Below are 21,308 nucleotides of genomic sequence, written 5' to 3'. Positions count from 1 at the left end.
ATAGGAGAAGAACATCATGAATAACAAACAGCTAACAGCACAACAAGTAATCGATCTAATTCCTCATAATGCAGACATTATTCTTCCGCTAACGAATGGCGAACCTCATAAATTGTTGGATTTTTTAGAGGACCAAGCACATCAACTAACTAATGTAAAAATACATCAATTGCTTGCCTTACAATCCAGACAGTATATGAATGGCACCTTTCCTGAAAAGCTACACCATGTCTCTTACTTTTTAAGTGGGGCGACGAGAAAACAGTTCCACCAAGGCTTAGTAGACTTAGTGCCAAATAATTTTCATGAAATGCCTCGTATAATAAGAAGCTCTACAAACCTGTCGATGATTATGGCTGTAGCTTCGCCAATGGACGAATTTGGTTACTTTTCCTTAGGAACACAGGCGGATATCGTAAGTGAGTTTATCGGTACAGTCCCGTTTATATTAGAAGTGAACAAACATATGCCTCGCACTTTTGGTCAAAATCAAATTCACATTAGCCAAATAGCTGGATATGTGGAAAATGATCGTCCGTTGTTTGAGGATGTTGCAGTTCCTATTGGCGAGAAGGATATAAAAATTGCTGAGTATGTGACGGAGACGATTAAAAATGGAGATACACTACAAATAGGTATTGGATCTATTCCAAACGCAGTAGTAAGTCTTTTAAAAAATCATCGTCATTTAGGTATTCATACAGAGATGTTTGTTGATGGAATTGTAGATTTAGTAAAGGCAGGTGCCATTGACGGAACACAAAAGTTTACGAATAAAGGTAAAATTATTGCTACATTTGCCCATGGATCAAAGAAAATGTATGACTTCTTAGACAACAATCCTGCCGTGGAGTTTTTACCTGTAAGTATTGTGAATGATCCTCGAGAAATTGCTAAGGAGGAGCGTATTGTTTCGATTAATGCGACGACGGAGGTCGACTTATTTGGACAATGTGCATCTGAAACGGTAGCAGGAAATTACTATTCCTCTACCGGAGGACAAGCAGACTTCGCTCGTGGAGTTCGCTTTGCTAAAGAAGGAAAAGGCTTTGTATGTATGACTTCTACAGCCAAGAACGATGAAATCTCTCGTATAAAACTAAGTCTTACTCCAGGCTCAGTTATCACGACTACCAAAAATGATGTAGACATGATTGTTACAGAGTACGGGGTAGCTAAAATGTTTGGAAAACCAATTTCGGAACGTGCCAAACAACTTATCTCCATTGCGCATCCTAAGTTTAGAGAAGAGTTAACATTTGAAGCGAAAAAAAAGGGTTTTATTTAATATGAAACCAATTGAAGTAACTTTTTTTCAACAACCAACTCTGGAACTTGCACGGCAATTATTAGGTAAATATATTGTTCATGAGCATCCGAGAGGGGTGCTCATTGGTAAGATTGTAGAAACTGAAGCATATATGGGACCAGATGACCGAGCGGCACATAGTTTTGGAAATAGGAGAACAAAGCGGACGGAGGTTATGTTTGGTGAGCCAGGTTTGATATATACATATCAAATGCATACGCATACGCTCATCAATGTTGTCTCGGCACCTACTGACATCCCTAATGCGATATTAATTCGAGCAGTAGAACCTGTGGAAGGATTAGATTTGATGAAGGAATTTCGTAACGATCTTCCGATGAAACAGTGGACGAGCGGACCAGGGAAATTAACAAAAGCTATGGGTATATCCATGGAACACTATGGTTCACATTGGACAGAAAAGCCTTTGTATATGGCGGAAGGGGAACGCGTAGCGTCTGTATCTACTGGTCCAAGAATAGGTATTCAAAACAGTGGAGAGGCCGTCCATTATCCATATAGATTCTGGGAAACAGATAATCCATTCGTATCGAAATCAAGATAACCAGAGATGGCCTGAAAAATAGGTCGCCTCTGGTTTTTATTATGAGAAATATTAGTTTGCGCGGACTTGTGAAATTAGTTGGATATAGGAAGGATTGTTGATTGGTTCGATTAAAATAGGACCCATTGAACCACTAAAACTCATTTTTATTTCTTCTTCTTTGATAGCTGTTAAAGCGTCCATTAAAAAGCTTGCATCAAGTGAAATCTTTAAATTTGTCTCGCCGGTGATTTCTTTAATAGGCTGTGTTTCTTCTATTAAACCTATCTCAGAGAAGTATGATGAAATTTTAATCTTAGTTTTATTTTCTATTTCTAGATGCACGTTGTTGTTTCTCCATTCATTTGCAAAAAGACACGCTCTATCGATACCCTGTAAAAACTGTTTTGTGTTTAAAGTAATAATCGTTTTAGCATCTTTTGGGAACAATCTCGATGTGTTCGGATAACTACCTTCGATAAGGTTTGAAAAAAGTGTTAGATCATCAGATTTAAATACAATATACTTTCCCGAAAAATAAATAGTAATCAGATGAATTTCATTTTTAATTAACTTAGAAAGCTCACGCAAACTTTTTTCAGAGATAGTAAAGGATTCTTCAAAGTCTGATACTAATGAATATTTTCTTGAAGCTAGACGTTGTGAGTTAGTAGCGATAAATGAAATTTCGTTTGAGGATAATGTAATATTGATACCTGTCAATACTGGTCTCGACATATTTTTAGAAACAGCAAACATAGTTTGTTCTATAATTTCTAACAGTTTATTGCTCGGTATGCTAATGTGTTTTGATAAATCGATGTCTGGAAGAGTAGGGTATTCTTCTGAACTGAAACCATTTAAATGTATTGTGATTTCTTCCGATTGTATAGTTACCAATTGTTTCTCCAACATTTTAATATGAATGTCACCGGGTAACTTTTTTACGATCTCACTTAAATGTTTTGATGATAACACAACGCTACCTGTTTCAATAACATCTAATACTATATTGTTATTCAATGTTAATGGAATAACTCTTTCTATAGCTATTTCAGAATTACTTCCACTTAGGATTAAATGATCACTATTAACGACTATCTTAATACCTGATAACACTGGTAAAAGTGCCTTCATTGATACCACTTTACTAACATCTGAAATTGCTTTGGTAAAACAAACCTTATTTATTTTAAACTCCAATATATTCACCCCATCTATTTAACAATTCGACGTAATGCTACAAATTCCTTTTCACAGGAAAAGATAGGCAAAACATACTGGATTTCAAGTGCATACAATTTTAACTTTATCCAAATTAATAGACTTCCAAAATTAAATTTTTGGAAGCCTCTTTAGAAATATCTTAAAACGATTTTAAATTTGTTTTCCCATATAGTATTCATCTACAAATTGATCATGAATGATTAATGCGTTTTTTCGTGTACCCTCTAATTCAAAACCAAGCTTTTTATAGAGCTTTTGGGCATTGATATTTTCTTTAATAACAGTAAGTTCTAGCTTTGAAATGCCAGATTCTTTTGCCCATTTTTCACCTTGCAGCATTAGAGAAGAAGCAATTCCTTTCTTAGAAAAGGCTTGTTTGACCCCAATAACCACAGATGCTCGATGTACAGCACGTGGAGCTGGGCCACCTATAAACTGTACGTAGCCTGCGTATTGTCCGTTCATAATAGCTAAAAGTAGAATAGAGTTCGGTGAAGTTTTCCATGTATTCATGCTTTTACGGATACTTTGAACCGTTAATTGACGATCAGATTTTCCGAATAACATAAAATCTGTTTCTGCAAATATAGTTTCCTGTAAATTAATAAAAGGACGAGCATCTTCTAAATCTGCCTCGCGAATAATCAAAATGTCCTGAGTGTCCTTATCATCAGATGTCCGTTCATCCGTCTCATGCAAAACACTGTGAAAATGAACTGCTTTTCCAAGATCAACGCTTTTTACGGAATATCCGGAATCTGTCCATGCAAAATAATGGAGCGCAGGTGGCTTAGTTTTTTTCCACCAACTACTACTTAAATACGCAGCGTTTGGAAGAACATGTCCAATAATTGCTTCGATTTCAGTGTATGTTAATGTAATTTCTTTGTTAGTGGATTGTTTAAAAAAGTTAGCCAACGGTATGTATTTGCTCTCGGAGTTTTTGGGCATTAGGCATGTTCACTCATTTCTACTTAAGTATGAATTATATCCTAATTATAACATTATTGTTGATAAGTAAACATAACTTTAAATCTATCTATTAGTAAAATTGTTCCTATATTGAAAAAGTGTTACTTCGTATAGAAGTAACACTTTAACATGGAATTATTAAGCTTTTACTAATTCTAATTGCATTGCCGGTCCGAAGAATTCGAAATGAATATTATCATTTGGAACTCCTAGCTCTAATAAGTGATTGATCATAGCTTCCATAAATCCTGCTGGACCACATACATAAACATCGCCGTTTACAATAGCATGATCTTTTAGAACATCTTTCGTGATAAAGCCATCGCCACTTTCAGAGTAAAGCGCAACATATTTTGCATCATCCATGTTTTCCATCAAAGAGCGAATATCCTTATCAAATGGATGTAAGTTTTCATTACGGGCACTATAGATAAAGGATACAGAACGACTCGGATTGTTTTTCGCAATCGTCTCGAACATACTCATCATCGGTGTGATTCCAACACCACCACTTACGAATGTTACTGGTGTTGTTTTTAATGGATCCAAAATGAAATCTCCTGCTGGAGCAGTAAGTTCTACTTTGTCTCCAATATTTACATTATTATGAAGGTGGACAGATACTTTACCCTCCGGATTATTTTCATCCTCTTTTTTAACAGAAATACGGAAAGATTCACTGTCCGTTGCTTTTGATAAACTATATTGTCTATTCATCAAATACTTTTCTCCTGGAATACTTACACGGATCGTGATAAATTGTCCGGGTTCATAAGATGGTAATATAGAACCATCTGCAGGTTTCAAATAGAAAGAAGTGATATTATCGCTTTCTTTTACTTTGTCAGCAATAACAAAGTCCTTGAAGAATCTCCAACCACCTTGTTTAGACTCAGTAGCAGTATACATTTCTTCCTCAATGCCGATAAATGCATCCGCAATGACCCCATATGCTTCTGCCCAAGCATTAATAATATCATCTGTTGCTGCATCACCGAGTACTTCTTTAATAGCTCCAAGTAAATGTTCTCCAACAATTGGATAATGTTCTGGTTTAATACCTAAACTAACATGTTTTTGACCAATTTGTTTTACTACCGGAATGATTGCTGCAAGATTATCAATGTGAACAGCAGCAGCATAAACTGTGTTCGCTAGAGCAGTTTGTTGACGACCTTTTGCTTGGTTGGCGTGATTAAATATATTTAATAGTTCTGGATGAGCCTCGAACATATTTTTGTAAAAAGCAGTGGTAATAGCTACACCGTGTACTTCTAAAACAGGTGCTGTAGATTTTACGATATCGATTGTTTTTTGAGATAACATATATACACACGTCCTTTTCATTTGATTACAAACACAATATACTCCTGTAAAATCTTAAAAGCAATATATAAAATACATCTTTAATAAATCAGACACATTTATACCACAATCTTGTCAAAATCGTTATAATAATGGAAGAATGGCGGTGGCAATATGAGAATGACTATGTATACAGATTTCTCACTACGCGTGTTAATATACCTTGGAGCACAGGAAAAAAATAAACTTTCCACAATTAAAGCTATATCGGAGGCATATGGTATATCAAAAAACCATCTGATGAAAGTGACCCATGAGCTTGGGAAACTTGGCTATATAGATACAGTTAGAGGAAGAGGCGGCGGTATCCGTTTAGCAATGGAACCAGAAGTTATAAATATAGGACAAGTTGTAAGACATACTGAAGACGACTTTCATCTTGTGGAATGCTTTGATTGTCAAACGAATAGTTGTGCTATTACATCAGTTTGTGGATTACGAGCAGCACTCCGTATAGCGCTGAATGCCTATCTACAAGTACTAGATGGATATACATTGGCAGACTTTCTGCACCAAAAGCATAAATTAGCCGAATTACTTTTCGATGACGCTAAGGATGTATGATAAAATATAGTCGGAAATAGATTTTAGGAGGATTATTCATGGAAAAAGTACTCGTTTTTGGACATAAAAACCCTGATACAGACACAATTACATCTGCTATCGTTTATGCGCATTTAAAAAATCAGATTGGTGTAGAAGCGGAGGCAGTGCGTTTAGGCGATTTAAATAATGAAACAGTCTTCGCATTAGAAAAATTTGGTTTTGAAGCACCAAGATTAATAGAAAACGTCTCTACAGAAGCAAAAAAAGTTATTTTAGTCGATCACAATGAAAAACAACAAAGTGCAGATGGTATCGAAGAGGTTCAAGTAACAGAAGTAATCGATCATCACCGTATTGCAAACTTTGAAACAGCCGATCCACTATATTACCGTGCAGAGCCAGTAGGTTGTACAGCGACTATTATAAACAAAATCTATAAGGAAAAAAGCATAGAGGTACCTGCAAATATAGCAGGATTAATGCTATCTGCTATTGTTTCAGATACATTACTTTTTAAATCGCCTACTTGCACAGAGGAAGATATAGTAGCTGCAAGAGAGCTAGAGGGAATTGCTGGAGTGGATGTAGAAAAGTATGGACTTGCAATGTTAAAAGCAGGAGCAGATTTAAGCGATAAGAGCTTAGAGGACCTACTTACACTAGATGCAAAAGAGTTTGGTATGGGTGAATCGAAGGTAGTCATCGCTCAAGTGAACGCGGTTGATGTCAACGATGTGATGAGTCGTCAAGCAGAACTAGAGGAACTAATCACTCGTGAAATCCAAGAAAAAGAATTGGATCTATTCTTCTTTGTCGTAACAGATATTCTAAATAATGACTCTGTAGCACTAGCATTAGGGAAATTAGCATTAAAAGCTGAAGCAGCATTCAATGTGAAGTTTGAAAACAATACTGCACTTCTAAAAGGTGTTGTGTCTCGTAAAAAACAAGTAGTACCTGCCTTAACAGAAGCATTAGCTGACTAAGAAATACTAAAACGATGCAAATTGCATCGTTTTTTCTCTGCAGAGTGCGGACATGTGCTAATTTCTAAAAGCATTTACTTGCTTTGACATGTCGTTTACTTGCGCTCAGGATGAAATTACTTGCTTTCCTCCCACGTTACTTGCGCTGGATGGCTATTTACTTGCTCAAGAAGGGGGTTTACTTGCCAAAAGGAATATTTATCCAATATGAATGTGCCTCTGTCAATCAATAGATTGTGTTTTTTTCACATTTAAAGACGAACCATCTAGACGAACAAGCAGTAATTTTGAATTCAAGATTTAATCCTATTACAATATAGAAGAGGTGATGATGAAAATGAAAATTGAAGTTTGGTCCGATTTTGTATGTCCTTTTTGTTATATTGGTAAAAGAAGATTAGAGGAAGCTTTAGAACAAGCTGGTTTTACTTCACAAGCCCAGGTAGAATTTAAAAGCTTTGAATTAGATCCAAATACACCAAAACAAACAGATAGAACTATGTATGAAGTGCTTGCAGAAAAATATGGTTCTACTGTGGAAGCTGCGAAAACGATGACGGCTGGAGTAGTAGAGCAAGCAAAAACTGTAGGACTAGATTATAATTTTGAAGCAATGAAGCCTGCCAATACTTTAGATGCACATCGATTAGTAAAATGGGCATCTGCACAAGGTAAAGCAAGAGAAGCAAATGAGTTATTGCTACATGCATACTTTATCGAGGGGAAAGAAATTGGAAATAATAATGTACTGCTTGATTTGATAGAATCGCTTGATCTATCAAGAGAAGAAGCAGAAAAAGTCTTAAACTCTAAGGAATACTTAGCAGATGTACGTATAGACATTGCTAAAGCAGGGCAAATCGGTGTCCGGGGAGTACCTTTCTTTGTTATAAACGACAAATATGCCATTTCAGGAGCTCAACCAACAGAAACATTCGTTGGTGCTTTACAAAAAGTTGCGGAAGAAGAAGGATTGTAGGCTAAAATAAAATGATGCCCAATTCAACCAATAGGGGAATCCACTATTGGTTTTTCTTATGGAAAAAAGGGTATAGAAAAAAAGTTAACAAAAAATTGGAGGAGAAACTATGGAATGGATTGGAAGTATGGTGGACTCAGTTAATAATGTTCTATGGAGTAATATACTGATCGCCTTGTTAATCATAGCGGGACTTTACTTTACCATTGGAACGAAATTTGTACAATTTCGTATGTTTGGAGAGATGTTTCGATTGATTGTCGAAAAGAAAGAAGAGAAGGGTGGAGTTTCACCTTTTCAAGCTTTTACAATTAGTACAGCTTCACGTGTTGGAACTGGGAATATTACTGGTGTAGCACTTGCAATTGGTGTTGGTGGCCCAGGGGCTGTTTTTTGGATGTGGGTAATTGCCGTAATCGGTATGGCAACTGCTTTTATCGAAAGTACACTTGCACAAGTTTATAAGGTGAAGGACGGAGATACCTTTAGAGGTGGACCGGCGTATTATATGGAGAAAGCATTAGGTACTCGTAAATTAGCTATTATATTTAGTATTTTATTAACACTGTGCTTTGGTTTTATATTTAATGCGGTTCAGTCTAATACGATATCAGCTTCCGTAGGAGAAGTATTTAGTATTCCTCCGTATGTAATAGGGATTTTGTTAGTGTTGCTAACGGCAACAATTATTTTTGGTGGTGTACATAGAATTGTTAAGGTGACTCAAATCATCGTGCCAGTAATGGCTATATTTTACTTAATAGTTGCCATATACGTTGTGGTGACTAATTTCTCAGAAATACCTACAGTACTTAGTTTGATCTTTACGGAGGCGTTTGGTCTTCGAGAAGCAGTAGGAGGCACTTTGGGTGCGGCAATCATGCAAGGTGTACGTCGTGGGTTATTCTCCAATGAGGCTGGGATGGGTAGTGTGCCAAATGCGGCAGCTACGGCAAGTATATCTCATCCAGCAAAACAGGGCTTAGTACAAAGTCTTGGAGTATTTTTTGATACGATTATCATATGTTCGGCAACTGCATTCATTATTATTCTGGCAGGTCTCTATAAGACAGGAGAAAGTGATGGAATTGTGTTAACGCAAAATTCGTTGGCAGAACATGTTGGAAGCTGGGCACCATATTTCGTAGCGATAGCTATTATCTTCTTTGCTTTCAGTTCTATAATAGGGAATTATTATTACGGTGAGACGAATATTGAATTTATCAATACACATAAGGGGTGGATGACTGGTTACCGCGTGCTAGTGTTAGCAATGGTCATGTTCGGATCTCTTGCACATGTACAACTAGTTTGGAACTTAGCAGATCTATTCATGGGACTAATGGCGATGCTGAATATTGCTGTGATACTGCTCCTTGGCAAAACAGCATTCCATGTGCTCAATGATTACACGAAGCAACGAAAAAAAGGAGAAAATCCGGTGTTTTATGCAAAAACAATTCCTGGTCTAAAGAACACGGAGTGCTGGGGTGAAGAGGATCGGTGATTTGAAGCGCAATTACAAATACAAGTCACTCACAAAAAACGTGCAGCTCAAATTGAGCATGCACGTTTTTATTTTCTTTCAAAAGAATGATATCTAGTACCTTGGAAGGTTAATACACCAAGATCATCCTCTGCAAGCATCCCATAATCTGAGCCACTAAGATGCAATTCTAAACGATCGCCACTATCAAATTGAAAAGTAACATAGTAGAACGTGGAAGCTGAGCTATCTCCTGCACCACCACTCGTTTTTGAGCGTTTAGTTACTACTTGAGCGGGTACAGATAACTTAGGCGAGTTATTGTTTTTATTCCACTGGGAGAGACTTTTAATAATCGTGAAAATAATAATTCCAAATACTAATAAAAATATAGCACCAACAAATATAGGTATACCACCAGCAAAAAATAAACCAAAATTATCCATGTACATACCCCTTACTAAAAACTGTTTTTCTGTTATACGCAAAATATTGAATAAAGTTTCAACAATAGATAGACACTGTAGAAAAAGGAGGAAATACAATTGTCAGATCAAATTTTACCTAAGGAATCTAAATCCTACTGGAGAGCAACTAATGACTTTCCACTATTCCCTAAAATAAATGATAATATCGAAACGGATATTGTTATTGTCGGTGCTGGACTAACTGGAATAACCGCAGCTTATTTGCTGAGTAGTAGCGGTCGAAAGGTGATAGTAGTAGAGGGGAGTCGAATATTGGTAGGAACTACAGGATTCACAACTGCCAAGGTGACTGCGCAGCATGGCCCTATCTATCAGCAACTAATTACTACCTTTGGAGAAGAGAAGGCACGGTTATACTATGATGCAAATACAGAAGCTAAAGAATTTATCAAACAGACAATCGAACAACTAGGCATACACTGCGACTATGAAACAATGTCTGCCTATATTTATGCAGATACCGAGGTTGGTATAGAAAAAGTGGAAAAGGAAATGGAGGCATACAACACTCTTGGCATAGAAGGTGCAACCTTGACGAAGGATACGGGACTACCTTATACGGTGAAGCAAGCGCTTAAGTTAGAAGACCAAGGTCAATTCCATCCAATAAAATATGCAAAGGCATTAATGGATAAAGCAATAGAGAATGGTGTGCAATTTTTTGAGGAGTCTCGCGCTAAAACTATAAAATCGAATACAGTAGAATTGATGGAAGGCCAACTTATACGTGCTAACAAAGTATTAGTATGTAGTCATTTCCCTTTTAATGATGGAGATGGATTATACTTTGCACGAATGCACTCAGAACGTTCCTATGCTCTGGCTTCTATCGCACCGTCTAATTATCCAAAGGGAATGTATATAAATGTGGAGAAGCCCACTAGATCAGTACGAACTGCACTAGGTAATGATGGAAAAAGGTATTTGATGATTGGTGGAGAAGGTCATGTAACAGGTCGATTCGAAGGCGATACTAATGAAAATTATGAAAACCTCGCAGCTTTTGGACGAGAACAGTTTAAAGTGAAAAATTATGATTATCGCTGGTCTGCTCAGGATTTAGTCACTTTAGATCAACTGCCATATGTTGGTGAGATGACTGCAGGAAAGTCAGATGTATTAGTTGCAACAGGATATGCAAAATGGGGGATGACCAACAGTATAGTTGCCGCAAGCATCATGAGTGATCTTGTGCTGGAAAGGGATAACCGATATATAGAACTTTATAATCCCTCCCGTTCTAAACTGAAAAAAGAAGATATAACAAGCTTTGCTAAGACGAATGCAAGCGTTGCAAAGGAACTAGTTAAAGGGAAAACAGAGTTGGTAGATTTAAAGCTAGAGGATATACAATCCGGTAGTGGAGATATAATAATGATGGATGGTAAAAAGGTAGGGGCTTATAAAGACGATCAGGGAAAAGTATACCTTGTTAAACCTGCTTGTACACATATGGGCTGTAATGTTTCCTTTAATAATGCGGAAAGTTCATGGGATTGCCCATGTCATGGTTCAAGATTTAGTTATAAAGGGGACGTACTAGAAGGACCTGCATTTGAACCATTAGAAAAAGTTGAATACGTCGATTAATAGTAATTGGAAGATATGATTCCATTAGTCTGATCACAGGGGAGTTACCTAAATTATATTGGGTAACTCTTTTACTATTGTTATTAATCGATATATCGATTAATATTATCGATATATAAGGAGTTGTTTTACATGAAAAAACGTAGAGGATTTATTCAAATGGCCATCTTGCATCTATTGGAGGAAGCACCGATGCATGGATATCAAATAATGAAGGAATTAGAAATTAGGTCGGGGGAACATTATTCTGCCAGTGCGGGAACAGTATACCCGGCACTTCAAGAATTGTTGGAGAAGGAAATGATAGAACTCGAACCTTCCTCCGATAAAAAGACTTATTGCATTCAAGAAAAGGGAAAAATTCGATTGCAGGAGTTTGCAAAAAGTAAAGAAGGTGCATTTTGGAGCAACTGGGAGGATCGGTGGAGCTGGCAAAACTCTGAAGAAGCTATTCGTTTAAAGGAGATTATCGATTTGTGGGAGGCGGAGCTTAGAAAAGCGATAAAGAAAAGCCGAAACACTCCCGAGAATTCGCCAAAACTTATTGCATTTATGAAAGAAATAACAGAGAGATTACAGACAGAGAACTATTAGGGAGTGAGATAATATGAAATCCTTTAGGGAATTACTTCCTTATGTTAAACCATATATGCTTTTTGCTATTTTAGCACCAATTTTTATGTGTATTGAAGTGGTCATGGATTTATTATCCCCGACAATCATGCAACATATTATTGATGATGGTATTGCTAATGATGACACAGCTTATGTAGTAAAACTTGGTATTTTAATGCTTGTAGCTGCAGTAATTGGGCTGATAGGTGGAGTAGGTTGTACTATATATAGTACTAGAGCAGCAGTAAATTTTGCGGCTGATATTCGAAGAGATGTTTTCAAAATGACTGAGAAGTTTTCAAGTAAAAATATGGACAATATTGGTGTGGGAAAATTAATAACGATTGTGACGAATGACATAACTGCTGTCCAACAAGCACTTATGATGACACTTCGTGTTTTTGTAAGAGGACCGCTATTATTTATAGGAGCAGTTGCGATTGTTTGGTTTACCGCTAGAGAGCTATTCCCTGTACTATTGGTTGTTATTCCCATACTAATTGTGTTAATCTACTTTTTCTCTTATAAAACAGGAAAATTATTTGCAAGAGTACAAAAAGCTATAGACAAAGTGAATACGAAGCTTCAAGAAACGTTTGCGGGTATACGTGTGATTAAAGCATTCAATCGACAAGATTATGAGATAAAAGCATTTAAACGTGTAAATGAAGAGTTAACGAAACGCAATATGTCGGCAGAACAGGTGATTCTTACACTAATGCCCGTTATGCTATTTATCGTTAATATTGGTGTAGTAATTGGGATGTGGATGGGTGCTATAAAAGTAAATGAGGGAACGTTAGAGGTCGGAGTTATTTTGGCGTTCACCAACTATTTAACGATTATTATGAACGGGCTGGTATCTAGTAGTCATGTATTAATGCAAATTACGAGGTCGTTCACATCTGCTGTTCGAATTCAACAAGTTTTGGAAACAAAAATTGATATAACTGATCCTACAACTCCTGTATCGGATAATAATATCAAAGGCGAAGTAGAGTTTAAATCGGTCTATTTTAGCTATAGTAAAAACGGAGAATATGTATTAAAGGATATTTCCTTTCATGTGAATAGTGGCGAAACTATTGGAATTATAGGACAAACAGGGAGCGGGAAGTCAACGCTCATTAAACTTCTTCCTCGATTGTATGACCCAGATTTAGGAGAGGTATTAATCAACGGGATAAATATAAAAGAGTATACTATTGAGAATTTACGAGAGTCAATTGGGTTTGTACCGCAGAATGCAAAGTTATTTGCAGGGTCAATAGCAGAGAATATACGCTTTGGAAAAGAAGAAGCTACCTTAGAAGATATGGAAAAAGCGACAAACTCAGCAGCGGCAAGTGAGTTTATAGAAAAATTAGAAGACCAATTTGCACATGAGCTTATGCAAGGAGCAACCAATTTGTCAGGAGGACAAAAACAACGATTATCCATGAGTCGTGCATTCATACGTCAACCCAAAATATTAGTTTTAGATGATTCAACTTCAGCTATAGATGCAATATCTGAAGTTCAGGTACAGCAAGCGCTTGGACAGTATTTATCGGATACAACTGTATTCATCGTATCATCCAAAGTCTCTTCTATTATAAATGCCGATCGAATTCTTGTAATGGAGGATGGAATGATCGTAGCAAGTGGTACCCATGAAGAGCTGCTTGTAGCGAGTGAGGTTTACCAAAGTATTTATGCAACACAAAGTGGAAAGGGGGTCCTTTCCTATGAGTAAGGCTTCAGCTAAACCTTCTTCTAGTGCAATAGGGCGTGCAAGAGGCCCAAGAGGATTTGGTGGACCAGTAGAGAAAGCAAAAGATAAAAAAGGTACGATAAAACGAATCTGGCGATATATGGAGAAACAAAAAATTGCTATTGTATTTTCGATTATATTAGTAATAATATCTACTCTATTAAACTTGTTAGTTCCTTATATGATTGGTGTAACCATTGATGAGTATATAATTCCTAAGGATATGGAAGGAACAATACGCTTCTTAGTAATACTAGCAATTGTGTATACAGCTGCTGCTGCGTTTACTTGGCTACAGAATTTTTTAATGGTTCGAGTATCCTTGAAAACGATTAGGTCATTACGACAAGATTTATATGAAAAGTTTCAAACTCTGTCTTTGCGGTTTTTCGATAAACGTACTCATGGAGATCTTATGAGTCGAGTTACGAACGATATTGAAAGCTTGAATAACGCATTAAGTCAAAGTGTAATTCAAATTATTTCTACTGTAATGATGGTGACAGGTGTGACGATAGCGATGTTTCTGCTTAACTGGGTGTTAGCAATAGTGTCACTGTTAGTAGTACCATTAGTTATTTTCACGACGAAAAAAATTATTACGTATAGTAGTAGCAACTTCATCAAAAGACAACGTGATTTAGGTGAGCTAAATGGTTTTATAGAAGAAGCCATTTCAGGAAATGAAGTAATTACACTTTTTGGGCAAGAAGAAAAGAATTTCAACAAATTCTCACTTGTCAATGAAAGACTACGGCACTCGGCAACCGCAGCTGATACTGTATCCGGATTTCTAGGGCCTATCAACAACTTTATCAACAATTTAGGTCTTGCATTAATTATTGGAATTGGAGCTGTGATGACTCTACAAGAATTGGCAACAGTCGGTATAATTGCAGCTTTTGTAAATTATTCAAGACAATTCTTTAGACCAATTAATCAGCTTTCAACTTTATTGAATACCTTTCAGTCTGCTATAGCAGGAGCAGAGCGAGTATTTGAAATAATGGATGAGACTCCCGACCTTCAAGATCAGGAGAGCATAATTACAATAGATACTTTAAAAGGGGACGTTAAATTTTCTAATGTTCACTTTTCATATGAGACTGGAAAACCTATCTTAAAGAATATTAGCTTCGAGACAAAAGTAGGAGAAAAGATTGCCTTAGTAGGTCCAACAGGATCCGGGAAAACAACAATCATTAATTTGCTCATGCGGTTTTATGAGATTGACTCTGGGGAGATTGAAATTGATGGGATATCAATTCGGGAGTATCAAATAAGTAAGCTTCGTGAAAAAATTGGTATTGTTTTACAAGATACCTTTCTATTTTCAGGTTCTATTTTAGAAAATATTCGCTACGGCAGACTCGAGGCAAACGATGAAGAGGTAGTAGAAGCTGCTAAACTTGCATCTGCTCATAGGTTTATCAAGCATTTACCTGATAAGTATGACACGCAGGTTACTGGAAATGGGTCTAATTTAAGCCAGGGACAGCGACAATTATTAGCGATTGCTCGTGCTATTTTAGCTGATTCAGATATATTAATCTTAGATGAAGCAACTTCAAGCATTGATACGAAAACGGAGATAGATATACAGCAAGGACTAAATAGACTTTCGGAAGGCCGTACTAGTTTTGTCATAGCCCATCGCTTAAAAACAATAGAAAATGCGGACAAAATTCTAGTCATTCATCACGGTGAACTAATTGAAGCTGGAACGCATAAAGAACTTCTAAATAAACGAGGATTCTATTATGAACTATATGAAAGTCAGTTTAATATTTGAACTAACATAAATAAAGTTTGAGATTATTTGCATCTATGAAAGTAAGAACAAAAAACGTGTTTTAAGTACGTTATTCAGGTTATACTTTCACACATGAAATATATAGCATTCCATGTGCTCACATAATACAGTTATAAGTAAGAGGTGAGCACAATGTATAAAATTTTTTCTGTTAAACTATTGTTCGAACATATTTCTTCAACTGATACTATGTCAAACAAAATATATGAAGAGACTATTAATATTATTCGGGCTGTAAAATTAGAGGATGTTGATCGACTAGTCAAGGCTCACTATAAAGATGTCACCTATAAAAACATCTTTGGTGAAGACACGACGATAAAGCTCGCAATGATTCTTGATGTATTTGAACTAGTGGATAATATTGAAGAATCCTTGGAGTTTGTAGAGGTATATAGTCAACATATTATACTGGATGAAGAAGTGACGGTTGAATAAGAGATCATGGAGACAGTTCAATTTAATAATTAAAAACGAGTCCATCTACTGAAGAGGACTCGTTTTTATGTTTCCTAAATCTGTTTTTCGATACGTTTTGGTTAGATAAAATCGCCAACAGAAGTGATTTTTGGCTTGTCGTCTTCTGCAAGATGATTTGAACTCAAAACCGGTAGTGTGAATAGAACGAAACAAAGTAGAACTCCAAATACAATTTTCTTCATGACAATTCCTCCCAACTAGATACTTTTGATTGCTTCAAATGAAAATGAAAACCTAAATCATAGTAAATTGAAGCTTGTTTATATTGTTTAGTTTCAGCTAATCGCTTAGCTAAAACGTGGCAATAAATCATACAATTTTTATAGTCCTGCTTGCCACCGAAATAATCCAAAGCTTTCTTAAAAATAGCGATAATCTCTTGTTTCTCCAGTAATATCGCTCCATATACGGAGAAGTGGTTTGTATAAAGATCCTTCTTGCTATTGGATAGGTGCTCGGATATCTCTAGCCCCTTTTGTAGCCATACTAATGCATTCTGTAAATCACCATTTTTGTGATATTCCTTCAAAATAGATAAAATAGTCACAACTTTATCATCAGGGAAATGTTTTGCATCTAAACTATAAAAAAAGTGCTGCAATGCTTGATGAGAATCTTTTTGTAGCGAGTAACAGGAACCTAAATTATGTTCAATCATGCCATTAAACTCAGAGGATTCTATTTTTGAATTGATATCTCTAGCTCTTTCAAAAGTAGCGAGAGCTTCCTTTAAGAGTCCTGTATTCTTTTGTGCAATCCCTAGGATTATTAAACACTCAATCGATCGTTCTATTAAAATCTCTTGATTGAAATATGAAATTGCTTCCTTTACATAATCAATAGCTAGAATGTAGCGGGATTCAGATAAAAGTGATAACCCAGATATGTAATATAGTTCTGCCATCTCCCAGTCGTCCATTCGAAATCCTTTGATCAACTGAAAGACTTCCTTAAAAATTTGAGATGCTTGGCTAAACTGATTATCTTGATAGGCAGTGATACCTTGAATCGTGTAGAGGTAAAATAACTGTTCAATTGTCATTTCTTTTTTGAATTCTTTCAAAATGTGGATATTATTTTTCATATCCAATACCTCAGGCAGCATAACCATTAGGCGAGCTTCTAATAAAAGTAACGTTAGTCGTTCTTCATCTAATGGATGTTCCTCAATATAAAGATGAATTTCGGAAAGAAGCTCTTTAGCAAGCTTTTTGTCTCGTGAATTTAGAATCTGCTTGAACCGTATTTTAAACTGAACAATTTTCTTTTCATTTCGATTACCATTCAACGAGTCTAACGAAATATTCAATCTCATCAGAATATGATGCTTTATGTCTTCACTTGGAATGACTAATCCGTTTTCAATTCTACTCAAATAAGAGGGGACACAAATACCAATAGCCAATGCCTCTTGCTTTATATTCTGTCTCTGCCGCTCTAACTTGATCAATTGTCCTAGGTTCATCTAACCTACACCCCCTTCTAAGCCAAAGAAAAGGAAAACAAATCCAATTATATTACTAATATACCATATTATAGTTATAAAACCATAGAAAGCACACATTATGAAAGTAGTTTTTAAAAACTACTGAAAATCGACATTTTTTACAAGCTACTTTCACAGATGAATTATTTAATATGGAAAAGAACAGTTCTTTACATAATTGACTAAGATATTTAGAAACTCCAATGTGCCAAGTCTAATGACTGTGCTCATTGGAGTTTCTAATTCAAGATAGTCCTTGCCCATGTGTAAATTCTTTATATAGGTCGTGTTTGGCAAGAAGCTCTTCGTGTGAGCCACTTCCTGAGATTTTCCCTTGTTCTAGGAAGAATATTTGGTCGGCATGAACAATTGTTGCTAGTCTATGTGCAATGATTAATGTAGTTCGCCCTTTCATGAGACGTTCTAATGCCTCTTGTACGGAAGCTTCTGAGCCACTATCTAAGTTGGAAGTTGCTTCGTCTAATAATAATATTTTGGGATCATGTAAGAGAGCACGAGCAATTGCGATACGTTGGCGTTGTCCACCTGAAAGTTTGATACCACGTTCTCCTACGAGTGTATCGTATTTGTCCGGCAATTCCTCTATGAAATCGACTGCGTTAGCTGCTTTAGCTGCTTGGATAATGTTATCCATTGGAGGGGTTTCTGCCATGCCATAAGTCATATTCGATAAAATTGTGCCGCTCATTAAAGGACTTTCTTGTGAAACGTAGCCCATTTTAGAACGCCAAGAGCGTAAAGAGAGATCAGTAATTGGTTTTTGATTGAACATAATTTTCCCTGAATCAGGCTCGTAAAACCTCTCAAGCAATGAAAAAATCGTCGTTTTACCACCACCACTTGGACCGACAAATGCTGTGACAGTACCAAGTCTTGCTTCAAAAGAAATACCATCAATCACTTTTTTATCAGGGCCATACGAAAAGTGAACGTCTTCGAAAGCCACTATACCATCCTCTAATGGCTGTTTAGCTTCTAGTTCTACTGCTTCACTATCCATATAGAATATTTCCTGGATACGTTCCGTTGCTCCAACTGCTTTTTGGAAAGAGGTGAAAAATGTTGCCATCTGTGCAAAAGGAACAATAATATTCACTAAGTAAAAGATAATCGCAACGAGATCTCCAGCAGATAGGACCCCTTTAGATACTTGTAAACCTCCATAGCCTAAAATGACGACTAGAATTGCCATCATAATGAGCGTCATAAAAGGGGAGATGAACGCTTGTATTTTTGCTTCTTTCAAGCCAAATTTATACAGATTTTGAATGGCTTCGCTCCCACTAATAGTTTCCGTTTTCTCAGCTCGGTAAGATTTGACTAACCGTATTTCAGATAGCACTCGTCCTAAAAGTCCGGAAAACGAAGCCATTTCTTTTTGAGTAGCTTTTGAAACTTTATGCATCATTGTACCGAGTGGCATCATGATTGCCATGCTCAGGGGCACACTAATTAGCATAATCAGCGTCATTTTCCAATCAATAAAAAATAAGATAATAACTGAACCGATAATTGTAATAATTCCAGACACGAAATTTACTAAATGATCTGTAATAAGTGATTTCAACGTTGTCGTATCCTGTGTAATACGACTCATCGTTTCACCGCTTTCATTTTGATCATAGTAGGGAACAGGTAGATGAAGTACTTTGCTCCATAGTTTCGTACGAAGGTCCGCAACGATAAATTCTCCAATATAGGATAATAAATAAAAAGAGAATCCACCGGAAATCGCCTGCAAGAGGAATACGACCAGTAATACGCCAATCATTTTCCAATTAAAAGCAGTAGTTGATAACGTATCAACTAAATCTTTTGTTACAAGAGGTACGATTAATCCAATAACTGTGCTTAATAGGGATAGAACAACCGCTATAATTGTTATCTTTACTGGCCATTTTAGACTTTTAAGTAATTGGAAAAAACCTTTGGTAGATGTTTGCATAGTAGGCTCCTATTTCGTTTAGTAGATACCTATAGTGTAATCGATGGACACGTAAAGTTGCGACTGAGAAGAATTGAAGTGAAGTTTTATTGATAAAAAACAATCGTGCAGAATGAAATCAGCACGATTGTATTACGAAGATATAGTGTTTGTCTCCGTTTTTGAACTTTTTTGTAAATCTAAAATAAGTGGATCTGAGCTTCCTAGTAAGTTTGTTTGTTTCTGCTGGAGATCGATGCGCATTTTTTCAGTTTCTAGTAAAAAGTTATTATATTTGAGTTTTTCTAGTTCAATTTCATCTTTTATAATTGATGATTTCACTTTTTGCGATTTTCGTAGATGTGTTGTCCAAATTGCAGTAAGCGGTATTGAAAACACCATAACAATGGCAACCAATCCTATAAGTTCTTCCATTTATATCCCTCCAAAGCTTTTATATAAGTATATACGAAAATCTAAAATAAAAGTTTCAAAATTAAAAAAACTACTCTGAATAATCTTAGAGTAGTTAAATGCCATCTATCATTCAAAGAGGCTATCCTAAAGCTTAGGATAGCCTCTTGTAATTTAGTCTATTAAGCTGGGTTTAGTTCAAGTTCAACAGTGATTTTGATATCTTCGCCAACTAGAACTCCACCAGTTTCTAATGCTTGGTTCCAAGTTAAACCAAATTCTTTACGGTTAACTTTTGTATCAGCAGAGAAAGCTACTACTTCTTGGCCCCATGGATTAGTACCTTTACCACCATATTCAACATCAAATGTTACTGTTTTTGTAACGTCTTTAATTGTAAGGTCACCAGTTACGTCATACTCACCATCATCTGTTTTCTTAATATCAGTTGCTATAAATTTGATGCTTGGGTAAGTATCTGCGTCAAAGAAATCTCCAGATAGTAAGTGGTTATCACGATCTCCATTATTTGAGTTGATAGATTTTACATCAATGTCAAAGCTAATTGTAGCGCCAGTTAAATCTTCCGCATTCCCATCTAAGTCTGCTGTAAAATTAGTGAAAGATCCTTTTACTTTTGAAACCATCATGTGTTTTACTGAAAAGTCGATTGTAGAATGTGCAGCGTCAAGATTGAATTTTGTCATTGTTAATTTCCTCCTAAGATTCGTTTTTTTTAGTATAAAACAATATTGTTTTGAAATCAAGAGTTTTTATTTCGAAACAATATTATGGGACTATAACTTCCTTTACCTATTTGTTTAAGGGATAAATATTAAGTTACTTTATGTAACTAAATATAAATTAATACATTGGTTACGTCAAGTAATTAAATTACTTTAATTTTACAAATGGAGCTAAAAAGACTATAATAGGAAGCAATAGAGGTGAATCAGATGAAAGAAACGTTATTATGTCCAAGGTTGTCAAAGGCAATGGAGTTGCTAGGAAAAAGATGGACTGCCCTCATCGTGCATCAACTAATGGATGGAGCAAAACGATTTAATGAAATTGAGTCGTCACTTCCTATAAGTGGACGGTTGTTATCGGAACGTTTAAAGGAACTTGAAAAAGAGGGAATAGTTCAAAGAACTGTCTTTTCAGAAGTACCTATACGGGTAGAATATAACTTGACGGAGAAAGGTCTTGCGCTAAAAGAAGTAGTTGGCGGAATTGAGACTTGGTCTAAAGAATGGTTATAGTATTTTCGCTTGATATATTATGAGTGAAAATGCATACTATGTAAGGGT

At 36.1% G+C, this 21,308-nt stretch carries 21 protein-coding genes; 12 read left to right on the top strand and 9 right to left on the bottom strand.

The genetic code is table 11. The features are described from left to right. Window positions 1–16 precede the first annotated feature (16 nt). Entirely contained in the window at window positions 17–1,288 is a 1,272-nt protein-coding gene (locus MKY29_RS19550; protein ID WP_340880594.1) for an acetyl-CoA hydrolase/transferase family protein, read from the top strand. A gap of 1 nt (window position 1,289) precedes the next feature. Next, window positions 1,290–1,874 carry a DNA-3-methyladenine glycosylase gene (locus MKY29_RS19545; RefSeq protein WP_241597966.1) on the top strand — a complete coding sequence of 195 codons (585 nt, stop codon included), beginning with the start codon at window positions 1,290–1,292 and terminating at the stop codon, window positions 1,872–1,874. A 51-nt stretch (window positions 1,875–1,925) separates the two neighbouring features. Here MKY29_RS19545 and dnaN read toward each other — a convergent pair whose 3' ends face one another. The 3 genes from dnaN to hmpA form a co-directional block, all read right to left on the bottom strand. Further along, entirely contained in the window at window positions 1,926–3,056 is a 1,131-nt protein-coding gene (gene dnaN, locus MKY29_RS19540) for a DNA polymerase III subunit beta (RefSeq protein ID WP_340880593.1), read from the bottom strand. A gap of 174 nt (window positions 3,057–3,230) precedes the next feature. After that, entirely contained in the window at window positions 3,231–3,998 is a 768-nt protein-coding gene (locus MKY29_RS19535; protein ID WP_340880592.1) for a GNAT family N-acetyltransferase, read from the bottom strand. Window positions 3,999–4,190: 192 nt separating this feature from the next. After that, window positions 4,191–5,378 (bottom strand): NO-inducible flavohemoprotein, encoded by a 1,188-nt coding sequence (gene hmpA / locus MKY29_RS19530; protein ID WP_340880591.1) that lies wholly within the window; start codon window positions 5,376–5,378, stop codon window positions 4,191–4,193. Between the two features lie 153 nt (window positions 5,379–5,531). On the opposite strand from hmpA, the gene MKY29_RS19525 reads away from it, so the two are divergent. From MKY29_RS19525 to MKY29_RS19510, 4 genes are all read left to right on the top strand, one after another. Next, on the top strand, window positions 5,532–5,981 hold the full coding sequence (locus tag MKY29_RS19525) for an RrF2 family transcriptional regulator (protein ID WP_090566562.1): 450 nt from the start codon (window positions 5,532–5,534) through the stop codon (window positions 5,979–5,981). Window positions 5,982–6,019: 38 nt separating this feature from the next. Beyond that, window positions 6,020–6,949: a manganese-dependent inorganic pyrophosphatase gene (locus MKY29_RS19520; RefSeq protein ID WP_340880590.1), complete on the top strand. Its 930-nt coding sequence runs from the start codon at window positions 6,020–6,022 to the stop codon at window positions 6,947–6,949. 337 nt (window positions 6,950–7,286) lie between these two features. Next, a complete protein-coding gene (locus tag MKY29_RS19515; RefSeq protein WP_340880589.1) occupies window positions 7,287–7,928 on the top strand; it encodes a DsbA family oxidoreductase in 642 nt (213 codons plus the stop codon). 109 nt (window positions 7,929–8,037) lie between these two features. Then, on the top strand, window positions 8,038–9,435 hold the full coding sequence (locus MKY29_RS19510; RefSeq protein WP_093495628.1) for an alanine/glycine:cation symporter family protein: 1,398 nt from the start codon (window positions 8,038–8,040) through the stop codon (window positions 9,433–9,435). A 68-nt stretch (window positions 9,436–9,503) separates the two neighbouring features. On the opposite strand, the gene MKY29_RS19505 is transcribed toward MKY29_RS19510, so the two are convergent. After that, the gene (locus MKY29_RS19505; RefSeq protein ID WP_269915790.1) at window positions 9,504–9,860 is read right to left on the bottom strand and encodes a DUF2500 domain-containing protein; all 357 of its coding nucleotides are present in this window, start codon (window positions 9,858–9,860) and stop codon (window positions 9,504–9,506) included. 99 nt (window positions 9,861–9,959) lie between these two features. Between MKY29_RS19505 and MKY29_RS19500 the strand changes: the two genes are divergently transcribed. The 5 genes from MKY29_RS19500 to MKY29_RS19480 all read left to right on the top strand — a co-directional run bounded on the left by MKY29_RS19500 (window position 9,960) and on the right by MKY29_RS19480 (window position 16,111). Continuing rightward, complete coding sequence (locus MKY29_RS19500) at window positions 9,960–11,492, top strand: FAD-dependent oxidoreductase (protein ID WP_340880588.1); 1,533 nt, start codon at window positions 9,960–9,962, stop codon at window positions 11,490–11,492. A 132-nt stretch (window positions 11,493–11,624) separates the two neighbouring features. Beyond that, a complete protein-coding gene (locus MKY29_RS19495; RefSeq protein ID WP_340880587.1) occupies window positions 11,625–12,086 on the top strand; it encodes a PadR family transcriptional regulator in 462 nt (153 codons plus the stop codon). A gap of 13 nt (window positions 12,087–12,099) precedes the next feature. Continuing rightward, window positions 12,100–13,842 carry an ABC transporter ATP-binding protein gene (locus tag MKY29_RS19490; protein ID WP_340880586.1) on the top strand — a complete coding sequence of 581 codons (1,743 nt, stop codon included), beginning with the start codon at window positions 12,100–12,102 and terminating at the stop codon, window positions 13,840–13,842. Next, window positions 13,835–15,652 (top strand): ABC transporter ATP-binding protein, encoded by a 1,818-nt coding sequence (locus tag MKY29_RS19485; protein ID WP_090566341.1) that lies wholly within the window; start codon window positions 13,835–13,837, stop codon window positions 15,650–15,652. The genes MKY29_RS19490 and MKY29_RS19485 overlap by 8 nt, the downstream gene beginning before the upstream one ends. Window positions 15,653–15,805: 153 nt before the next feature. Beyond that, window positions 15,806–16,111, top strand: a complete 306-nt coding sequence (locus MKY29_RS19480) for a DUF4288 domain-containing protein (protein ID WP_090566344.1) — start codon at window positions 15,806–15,808, stop codon at window positions 16,109–16,111. Window positions 16,112–16,212: 101 nt separating this feature from the next. Here the strand turns inward: MKY29_RS19480 and MKY29_RS19475 are convergent, their stop codons facing one another. From MKY29_RS19475 to MKY29_RS19455, 5 genes are all read right to left on the bottom strand, one after another. Further along, the gene (locus MKY29_RS19475; protein WP_269915789.1) at window positions 16,213–16,335 is read right to left on the bottom strand and encodes a hypothetical protein; all 123 of its coding nucleotides are present in this window, start codon (window positions 16,333–16,335) and stop codon (window positions 16,213–16,215) included. Then, on the bottom strand, window positions 16,332–17,618 hold the full coding sequence (locus MKY29_RS19470; RefSeq protein WP_093495623.1) for a helix-turn-helix domain-containing protein: 1,287 nt from the start codon (window positions 17,616–17,618) through the stop codon (window positions 16,332–16,334). Before MKY29_RS19470 ends, MKY29_RS19475 begins: the two co-directional genes overlap by 4 nt. 265 nt (window positions 17,619–17,883) lie before the next feature. After that, window positions 17,884–19,605: an ABC transporter ATP-binding protein gene (locus MKY29_RS19465; protein ID WP_340880585.1), complete on the bottom strand. Its 1,722-nt coding sequence runs from the start codon at window positions 19,603–19,605 to the stop codon at window positions 17,884–17,886. A gap of 132 nt (window positions 19,606–19,737) precedes the next feature. Beyond that, window positions 19,738–20,019 (bottom strand): hypothetical protein, encoded by a 282-nt coding sequence (locus MKY29_RS19460; RefSeq protein ID WP_093495621.1) that lies wholly within the window; start codon window positions 20,017–20,019, stop codon window positions 19,738–19,740. A gap of 161 nt (window positions 20,020–20,180) precedes the next feature. Continuing rightward, entirely contained in the window at window positions 20,181–20,705 is a 525-nt protein-coding gene (locus tag MKY29_RS19455) for a YceI family protein (protein WP_090566355.1), read from the bottom strand. A gap of 249 nt (window positions 20,706–20,954) precedes the next feature. On the opposite strand from MKY29_RS19455, the gene MKY29_RS19450 reads away from it, so the two are divergent. After that, window positions 20,955–21,260: a winged helix-turn-helix transcriptional regulator gene (locus MKY29_RS19450; RefSeq protein WP_090566358.1), complete on the top strand. Its 306-nt coding sequence runs from the start codon at window positions 20,955–20,957 to the stop codon at window positions 21,258–21,260. Window positions 21,261–21,308 lie beyond the last annotated feature (48 nt).

Origin of the sequence: Psychrobacillus sp. FSL K6-2365, assembly GCF_038003165.1 — a bacterium.
In the GTDB taxonomy this organism is placed as follows: Bacteria; Bacillota; Bacilli; order Bacillales_A; family Planococcaceae; genus Psychrobacillus; species Psychrobacillus psychrodurans.
Note: the sequence above shows the minus strand (reverse complement) of the source record. Positions and strands in the feature narration are given on the sequence as shown.

What these genes read in the sequence shown, in the direction of transcription:
- MKY29_RS19550 (WP_340880594.1), top strand. Translation starts at nt 17, where the DNA reads ATGAATAACAAACAGCTAACAGCACAACAAGTAATCGATCTAATTCCT.
- MKY29_RS19545 (WP_241597966.1), top strand. Translation starts at nt 1,290, where the DNA reads ATGAAACCAATTGAAGTAACTTTTTTTCAACAACCAACTCTGGAACTT.
- hmpA (WP_340880591.1), bottom strand. Translation starts at nt 5,378, where the DNA reads ATGTTATCTCAAAAAACAATCGATATCGTAAAATCTACAGCACCTGTT.
- MKY29_RS19525 (WP_090566562.1), top strand. Translation starts at nt 5,532, where the DNA reads ATGAGAATGACTATGTATACAGATTTCTCACTACGCGTGTTAATATAC.
- MKY29_RS19520 (WP_340880590.1), top strand. Translation starts at nt 6,020, where the DNA reads ATGGAAAAAGTACTCGTTTTTGGACATAAAAACCCTGATACAGACACA.
- MKY29_RS19515 (WP_340880589.1), top strand. Translation starts at nt 7,287, where the DNA reads ATGAAAATTGAAGTTTGGTCCGATTTTGTATGTCCTTTTTGTTATATT.
- MKY29_RS19510 (WP_093495628.1), top strand. Translation starts at nt 8,038, where the DNA reads ATGGAATGGATTGGAAGTATGGTGGACTCAGTTAATAATGTTCTATGG.
- MKY29_RS19505 (WP_269915790.1), bottom strand. Translation starts at nt 9,860, where the DNA reads ATGGATAATTTTGGTTTATTTTTTGCTGGTGGTATACCTATATTTGTT.
- MKY29_RS19495 (WP_340880587.1), top strand. Translation starts at nt 11,625, where the DNA reads ATGAAAAAACGTAGAGGATTTATTCAAATGGCCATCTTGCATCTATTG.
- MKY29_RS19490 (WP_340880586.1), top strand. Translation starts at nt 12,100, where the DNA reads ATGAAATCCTTTAGGGAATTACTTCCTTATGTTAAACCATATATGCTT.
- MKY29_RS19485 (WP_090566341.1), top strand. Translation starts at nt 13,835, where the DNA reads ATGAGTAAGGCTTCAGCTAAACCTTCTTCTAGTGCAATAGGGCGTGCA.
- MKY29_RS19480 (WP_090566344.1), top strand. Translation starts at nt 15,806, where the DNA reads ATGTATAAAATTTTTTCTGTTAAACTATTGTTCGAACATATTTCTTCA.
- MKY29_RS19475 (WP_269915789.1), bottom strand. Translation starts at nt 16,335, where the DNA reads ATGAAGAAAATTGTATTTGGAGTTCTACTTTGTTTCGTTCTATTCACA.
- MKY29_RS19470 (WP_093495623.1), bottom strand. Translation starts at nt 17,618, where the DNA reads ATGAACCTAGGACAATTGATCAAGTTAGAGCGGCAGAGACAGAATATA.
- MKY29_RS19465 (WP_340880585.1), bottom strand. Translation starts at nt 19,605, where the DNA reads ATGCAAACATCTACCAAAGGTTTTTTCCAATTACTTAAAAGTCTAAAA.
- MKY29_RS19460 (WP_093495621.1), bottom strand. Translation starts at nt 20,019, where the DNA reads ATGGAAGAACTTATAGGATTGGTTGCCATTGTTATGGTGTTTTCAATA.
- MKY29_RS19455 (WP_090566355.1), bottom strand. Translation starts at nt 20,705, where the DNA reads ATGACAAAATTCAATCTTGACGCTGCACATTCTACAATCGACTTTTCA.
- MKY29_RS19450 (WP_090566358.1), top strand. Translation starts at nt 20,955, where the DNA reads ATGAAAGAAACGTTATTATGTCCAAGGTTGTCAAAGGCAATGGAGTTG.